Below are 7,223 nucleotides of genomic sequence, written 5' to 3'. Positions count from 1 at the left end.
TAATGCTGAAGAGACTTGCAGCCACTTCTTAAGATCTCAAATGGGTTCTATAGAAGGTTTAGGGTCGATGAATAGGCGACAACCTAAACCTTCAAAAAAAGCAATTCCCCATCCATCCTTATGTTCGTCTGTTTTTCCCCCTCTCGCACAAAAGCCTTCAAAGGAGAAACAAATATCCGTGGGGACATTACAATTCATTCCTAACAGTTGGCACATATTGTTTGCAATTGCTTAGAAGCTACAACATGAAAAACATATCAGTATTTTTGTTCGCCAGTAGTAGTTTGCCTATCTTATTCTTCTTTAAGAAAACAAAATTATAGGGGTTTTTATTAACTTTTACCTAACCATGCACGCATTTTTCCCACATTCATCAAACCATAGGGATCGACGGTTTGTTTAAATGCAAGCTGGTTGCGATCGATCGCCTTCATGCCGCCATCTTCCAAAATGTAAGTATGAGGATTGGCAATTAGCACGCCATGGGACTCATGATATTGAATGATTTCCTGTATGCGTTCCGCTGTGGTGAAGCGAACAATCTGAATTGCCGCAGGGATAACCACTCCATTCATGCGAATAAACTCCAAATGCATCATGACTTCGTCTTTAAAGCGATCGCACATTTCCCGAACGAGTTGCAAGTTGGGATCGGCGGGAAAAAGGCTTTGTAGATAGGTAAGCGTAGGATCGACAGTACGGGCATGGAGTGTGGAGTGATTCCAAGCAAACTCGACTAAACTGATGCCTTTGCTGGCTTCTTGCGCAGATTTCTTATAGGCAATGGAACCACCAAATTCTCGAACGAGTTCTCTAAAGGGTTCAATATCGGTTTCAGCTACGAGGACTAAGGCACTGTGAACGCGATCGGGAATATAATTTCGCAATGCTGTAAAGTAAGAAGGAATAGGATCGGCAAGAATGCAGATCATTTTTTTGATGATGCCATCACAGTTTCCCAAAGCTTGCCCAAATTGAGCGGCTGTCATAAAGTCCGAGAAATTGACTACAAATTCCGCCCAAGCATAGGCAGGAGCAAGTGGAAGTTCTAGTTCGGTAATGATGCCATTCACGCCATAGGCATGATTGACCTTCTTCACATCATCGCCGCGCAGTTCGATTACTCTGGGACAATCCTCCAACGTCACAACCCTCACAGCCCTGAGGTTGCCGCGATCGCGTAATTGCCCATAGAGAATCGAACCAATGCCTCCACTCCCGCCTGCAATAAAACCACCTACCGTAGCACTTCTAAACGTCGAGGGAATCATGCGCGATTCCCAACCGATTTCTTGGGCTTGTTTATCTAAAGCGGCTAACTTCACTCCAGGCTCCACGCAGGCTGCACCGGGCTTAATCCATTTAATCGTTTGCATGCGTGTCATATCGAGAATCAAGCCACCTTGAAGCGGAACTGCTTGCCCATAATTGCCCGTACCACTACCTCGCACAGTCAAAGGAACCCTATGATTTACGCAGACCTGAGCAACACGAATCACCTCAGCTTCATTTGTAGGGCGTGCCACAATATCGCCGACCTTGCCAGTTAGTAAAGGTTCTAAAATTGGACTGAAGCGAAAATAGTCCTCTGACAACTTCGCCACTTGCGTCGGAGCAGTAATGGTTTCAATTCCTTCTAGATCGGCGAAAAATGCTTTTCCCAGCATTGATTTAATTCCTTAATAATTGGCAAGGTTAGTTATTTTCATCAGGTGGGTAAGCGATGAGATTCGGGAATCCAACGATTTCGGAGATCGCAGTCAAATTCTCACCCCAAAGTTACAAATCGAAATAAAACCCTTAATTTCTCACTAGTCTTCCTAGTCTTCGCGATCGCTTTCTTTAATTTCTAAATTCAAGTAAGAAAAACTTTCAGCAAAGCAAAATTATCATGAGAGATAAGGTTGAAATAATTCAAAATGAGATCCAAAGCTTACAAGTAATGATTATGTTACGCTAGCAGATTTATCGTAGGGTTGGTTTGCTTGTGAGTGCGATCGCGCTTACAGCCACAGTCATAGGGTGACGGGATGCAACGTTTTACAACAGAAACCCAATCTACACAACCAGCTCCCCAAGCAAAATTAATGAGATATTGATAGTGCTTGCTACATGAAAAAATCTTAAAAAATCAGAAAGTCTTGCATAATACTTTCTGAATAGGGTAAAAGATGCTAAAAGTAAGCATGGTGTAAGTAGAGTGCCTGCAAATAAAAAGATGACTTCAAGTAGAGCCAGAGTCTCAGAGCAGTATAAATATGCGGAGCGACCTTCCCAGCGCAACACCCGTCGGTCTCCTGCGCCTCAAAGAAACGTAAAAAATTTACCTCGCCGCGCTTCAGTTCCCTTGCCAGGGTGGTTACAGTTTTTAATCGCGATCCAAAAGATTTCGATTACCTCTACCGTATTGTTGACAGTCAGTGTTTTTGGCATTTATGCATGGACTGTCTATGCTCAAGAGTCATGGAATAACCAGCATAAAAAACTGGAGCAATTACAACGACAAGAGCGCCAGTTAACTGCTGCCGAAGCATTCATCGGGAATGACTTGGTCAAAAAATTTCAAACCCAGCCTGGTGAATTAGTACGAGAAAGTCCCGAACGTTCAATATTTCTTGAAAGTGCCCCCACAAGACCTAACCGTGCCCCTATCCCTACTTCGGTGGATACAGATAATACCAAAACTCCTGCCCCAGTTGGATATTAAGTCGGACATTTAAGGTCAATTCGATATTAAGCTAGTAAGTTAGCTGTTATCGTTTCAACTATTAACCAATTGAATTAATTACGATGAGCCATCAGCAACAGTTGATGGCTCATCGTTTTGAGAACAGTCTAACTTTTTAATTTTTTTAAGAGTGGTTTAAATTTTATGGCGATCGCATGGGTATTTCCAGGGCAGGGCTCACAGGCTGTAGGCATGGGGCTAGACCTCCTCGAAGTCGGACAAGAGAAACTAGCACAGGCCGAGCAGATTTTAGGATGGTCGGTTTTAGAGAAGTGTCAAGGGGAGATCGCTGAGCTTTCTAAGACAGAATATACCCAGCCCTGTTTGTATGTGGTCTCTGCGATTTTGCTCGATATTCTCAAAGCCAAGGGCAAAGCACCCGATCTTGTTGCGGGGCATAGTTTAGGAGAATATACTGCCCTCTATTGTGCAGGGGTACTGGACTACGTTACGGGCTTAGAATTGGTCAAAGCGCGATCGCTGTTGATGGCAGAGGTGAGTGGTGGCGCAATGCGAGTCTTGATGGGCTTCGATCGCAGCAAGTTAGAAGCAATCATGGCGGAGACCGATGAGGTGGTGCTTGCCAATGACAATAGTGCCGATCAAGTCGTGCTTTCAGGAGTTCCAGAGGCAATTCAAACTGTATGCGATCGCCTCAAACCCAAACGCGCACTTCCTCTGGCTGTGAGTGGGGCATTCCACTCCCCCATGATGGCAGGTGCTGCCGATCAGTTTGCCGAGCTACTCTCACAGGTCAAATGGCAAGATGCTCAAGTACCTGTGTTGTCCAATGTTGAGCCCAATGATGCCACAACCTCAGGGCAGATTTTACGCGATCGGCTCAAACAACAAATGACCTCACCCGTAAGGTGGCGCGAAATCTGCCAGTATCTCTCAACGGAAGGCTACACGCAAGCTGTAGAAGTTGGAGCAGGGAAAGTACTCACAGGTTTAATTAAGCGTGCTGCCCCAGGAGTACAACTGGTTAATATCAGTACACTTGAACAAGCCAACGCATTTTGAGACATTTAAAAAGCCAAGCACTTAAGTGCTTGGCTCACAGCAAAAGTTCGCTAAAGTGGACTAAACGGCTTTGGGGCGTTGCACGACAACTTGATCGATCAGACCATAGGCTTGTGCTTCAACAGCAGACATAAAAAAGTCTCTATCTGTATCCGTACCAATGCGCTCCAAGTCTTGACCTGTATGGTATGCCAACAGTTCGTTGAGACGAGTCTTGTGATAGAGAATTTCTTTGGCTTGAATCTCAATATCGGTCGCTTGCCCCTGAGCGCCCCCTAATGGCTGGTGAATCATGATACGGGTGTGAGGCAATGATAGACGCTTACCTTTTGTACCACCCGCCAATAGAAATGCACCCATACTTGCCGCCAATCCTACACAGATAGTAGATATATCGGGGCGAATATGCTGCATCGTATCGTAGATTGCCATTCCCGCTGTGACCGAGCCACCTGGGGAGTTGATGTAGACAAAGATATCTTTTTCAGGATCTTCTGCTTCCAGAAACAGCAACTGGGCTACTACGAGGTTAGAAACTGTATCATCAATGGGCTGACCCAAAAAAATGATCCGCTCCCGCAGAAGACGCGAGAAAATGTCGAAAGCGCGTTCACCACGACCAGACTGTTCAATGACGGTTGGGATCATATTTGTTTAGCTTAATTCATCTGTTTTTATTTTACTTCGGCGTGTTGGATTGTGACGGGATTGCATGTCAGAATTAAACCTAGGAAATAGATTTATATGCCACGCTTTCAAAGTCGCTTATTTAATTGGATCGATCAATCTTTGCCTGTGCAGCTAGGGCGCAGTGTGAGGACTTTAATTGAAAATTTATTAAATGAAAGGATCGGTAATCCACCCATTCAAGGGCGATCGCCTGCTGCCAAAGCCCTACCCTTCCAACTCGGCAAGCAGATTGGCAAACAAATTGCCAGAGTGGTTTTATATCCTGTTTATATTTTGGGCACTGTTTTAAAGCGTAAGTACCCCCAGTTAAACCCTCAGGCAAATTCACAATCAAACCCTCGATTAAATCCTCAAACTGAGCCGCGATCGCCCCGTCAATTCACGAAACAAAGTGATTTTCCCACCGATTCACAATCCCCATCGCCAGTTGGATCGCAGGAAACAGATAACTCTAACCAATCCAAGCCTCAGCAAGCCCTACCCAGTAAGAAGGTTTCGCCTTTATTGCGCCCCTTCCAAAGCTTATTTCTGTGGCTCTCTCCACCCGCAAGCCTTGAAAAACTTTCCGAAATGGTTGAGAAACTTGAGTCTCAGGAGAAATCGGAACCCTCCCGACCAAAAGCTTTACGCGGTAAAAGAACTCCACTTTTATTACGTCCCTTCCAAAAGCTAGCGCTCTGGTTTTCTTCGCCTAGCGATCTTCAAGCTAGCGACAAATCTGCGGAACAGTCTGATTTTATCGAAGGCGAAATACTAGAAGAATTCCAGCCAAGATATTTACCCGAGCGCAAGATCCCTTTTTTATTACGACCTTTTGTAAAGATAGTTCTATGGGTAGATCGGACTGGGCTATTCAACAAGAACTCTTCTAAAAATTCCGTTCCAAATTCCGCCCAAAATTCCGAGTCCCCGCAGGATGCTACCAATACAGCAGAAACTAGTTTTCGGAATGATGCTAGCAGTTCCCAATCGAGCAAAGATGCTTTCAATAAAAACGATACTGCGAATAGACAATTTCTAGAAATTTGGAAACAAACGTTTGCGGCGACGAATTTCCAAACCGATGCGGATGGAAACCTCACAAGCAATCAAGCATTGGGCAAAAACGAACGCCTAGAGAGAATCAGAGATCTAATTCGAGCCGCGATCGCTTACTTTTTTAGCAAAAAAGTGAATCCCTTAGAACCTGACCCATCTTCAGCAAATCTCCAAACCAGCCCCGAAGAGGCTTGGTTAACCATGGCAGATTTATTTGGCGATGAAGGTGGCCCTTGGCCCGTGCCAACGGAGTATGAGTCAATGGCTTTGGCTAGACCCTCTGATTTATTTGCAGTCGATCCTAATAACAGCGTGCTGACTGAAACCCCAAACGAATTAGATAAAGATTTAGTTCAGACTTCCAAGCCTAGTAAGGGAGATTTAGTTCAGGCTTCTGATTTTAGCGAGGAGGATGGAGATTTAGTTCAAGTAGACACTAGCAAGGGGGAAATCGTCCTCGACGATCCTAACTATTTGCCCGATTGGTCTGAATATTTAGAAGAACCCACCCCACCTTTGCGTGCTTGGATCGAGACCCATGCCACCTTTCTGGGGTATGCCTATAGTCCGGTTATGGAAATTGTGCATTGGCTCGATCGCCTCGTTGCCCGCATAGAGCGATCGCTAATTTGGGTATGGCAAAAGATTACCCGCTTTCCACGATGGTTGGGGCAGCGATTGAAGCGAAGAAAGAAAAAAGATCGATAACTCGGATTTTGCCTAATTTTTTAATCGCAATTTTTTGCAAGCTATTCTCTAAAAGCGGTTCTCTGAAGCAATACTGAGAAATGCTGCGATTGAGATCCCATCAGTCTCGGCACCTATTTTAGCTAGTCGCCCAAAATGCAAATAAGCAAAAGATGGCATCATAGCCGTTTTTGTGCAATGATACAAGCAGTTTGAAATAAGAAAGCCCACTGCTCCCAGTGGGTTAAGCATTTTTGTGTTGAGTGCAGCTATCTTAATCCATTTTCACAATTTGGATGTTAAGTTTTGTTGCGAATTATATAGGGTGAAGGATCAATGAATGTTTGACTCAAATGGGCTCGAACAAACCAAGAAGCTTCACCCTATTCAATTATGGGAATATCCTAGAAAATTTTTACGATATGCCGTTGGTGGCAGTCTCCTTACGGTTGCCCTAAATTCCACAGGTTAGCCCAAAATCCCCTGGCAGCTAACGACCTTTTTGGGCTTGAAGTTTGCAAAGCTCTAGATAGCGATGCAAGTATTCTGTGGTTAAGCCATGTAAAAACAAGTCACGGGCAGCATGAAAGGGACTGTTGGGAATTAAAGGATGTCGATTAACAATGATGTGATTCCATTTGTAGTCATCGGTAATCTCGCTGACATAGCAACCGAAATTTTCATCAAATTGTAGCGAAATTACAGCACGGGCAAATTCGTCGCTGGTCAAACAGAGAGAATAAATCACCTTAAATAGCTCGATCGCTGACTCTAGGTCGAGAACCCTCAACCATCGCCGCTGGCAAAAGTCAACTTCTACCTGCACGGGCTGGATGCTGCCATAGCAAATCCCGCGATCGCGAACTTGCTGTAACCAGTTAGGGTTTTGCTCTTGGGCTTGGTGATAGTCAAAGACAAAGTTGTAGAGAATTAGATCGTGTTCTAGAAAGGCATTTTCAGCCAAATCGTCAACCTTACGCGGATAGAGGCTGGATTTTTCGATATTAGAGAGTGTTTGAGAAGTTAAGCAAGACGTTTTAGGAGGATTTGAATCATC

At 44.6% G+C, this 7,223-nt stretch carries 7 protein-coding genes and 1 pseudogene; 4 read left to right on the top strand and 4 right to left on the bottom strand.

What is annotated here, in order from left to right; genetic code table 11:
* Window positions 1-48: 48 nt before the first annotated feature.
* Together V2H45_RS24270 and V2H45_RS24265 are read right to left on the bottom strand one after the other, a co-directional pair.
* A pseudogene (locus V2H45_RS24270) lies at window positions 49-216 on the bottom strand (class II glutamine amidotransferase); the annotation flags it as partial.
* A 116-nt stretch (window positions 217-332) separates the two neighbouring features.
* Entirely contained in the window at window positions 333-1,667 is a 1,335-nt protein-coding gene (locus V2H45_RS24265; protein WP_330486272.1) for an FAD-binding oxidoreductase, read from the bottom strand.
* Between the two features lie 551 nt (window positions 1,668-2,218).
* Between V2H45_RS24265 and V2H45_RS24260 the strand changes: the two genes are divergently transcribed.
* Window positions 2,219-2,707, top strand: a complete 489-nt coding sequence (locus tag V2H45_RS24260; protein ID WP_330486271.1) for a hypothetical protein — start codon at window positions 2,219-2,221, stop codon at window positions 2,705-2,707.
* Between the two features lie 165 nt (window positions 2,708-2,872).
* A complete protein-coding gene (fabD, locus tag V2H45_RS24255) occupies window positions 2,873-3,751 on the top strand; it encodes an ACP S-malonyltransferase (protein WP_330486270.1) in 879 nt (292 codons plus the stop codon).
* 60 nt (window positions 3,752-3,811) lie between these two features.
* On the opposite strand, the gene clpP is transcribed toward fabD, so the two are convergent.
* Window positions 3,812-4,399: an ATP-dependent Clp endopeptidase proteolytic subunit ClpP gene (gene clpP, locus V2H45_RS24250; protein ID WP_330486269.1), complete on the bottom strand. Its 588-nt coding sequence runs from the start codon at window positions 4,397-4,399 to the stop codon at window positions 3,812-3,814.
* 96 nt (window positions 4,400-4,495) lie between these two features.
* Here clpP and V2H45_RS24245 point away from each other — a divergent pair, with 96 nt between their 5' ends.
* Together V2H45_RS24245 and V2H45_RS24240 are read left to right on the top strand one after the other, a co-directional pair.
* Window positions 4,496-6,187 carry a hypothetical protein gene (locus V2H45_RS24245; RefSeq protein WP_330486268.1) on the top strand — a complete coding sequence of 564 codons (1,692 nt, stop codon included), beginning with the start codon at window positions 4,496-4,498 and terminating at the stop codon, window positions 6,185-6,187.
* A gap of 319 nt (window positions 6,188-6,506) precedes the next feature.
* Complete coding sequence (locus V2H45_RS24240) at window positions 6,507-6,638, top strand: hypothetical protein (protein ID WP_330486267.1); 132 nt, start codon at window positions 6,507-6,509, stop codon at window positions 6,636-6,638.
* An 18-nt stretch (window positions 6,639-6,656) separates the two neighbouring features.
* On the opposite strand, the gene V2H45_RS24235 is transcribed toward V2H45_RS24240, so the two are convergent.
* A partial coding sequence (locus V2H45_RS24235; RefSeq protein WP_408648904.1) for a DUF6999 family protein occupies window positions 6,657-7,223 on the bottom strand: 567 nt, incomplete at its 5' end.

Source organism: Tumidithrix elongata BACA0141 (genome assembly GCF_036349135.1).
Classification (GTDB): domain Bacteria; phylum Cyanobacteriota; class Cyanobacteriia; order Pseudanabaenales; family Pseudanabaenaceae; genus Tumidithrix; species Tumidithrix elongata.
This window is presented reverse-complemented; position numbering and strand designations above follow the sequence as displayed.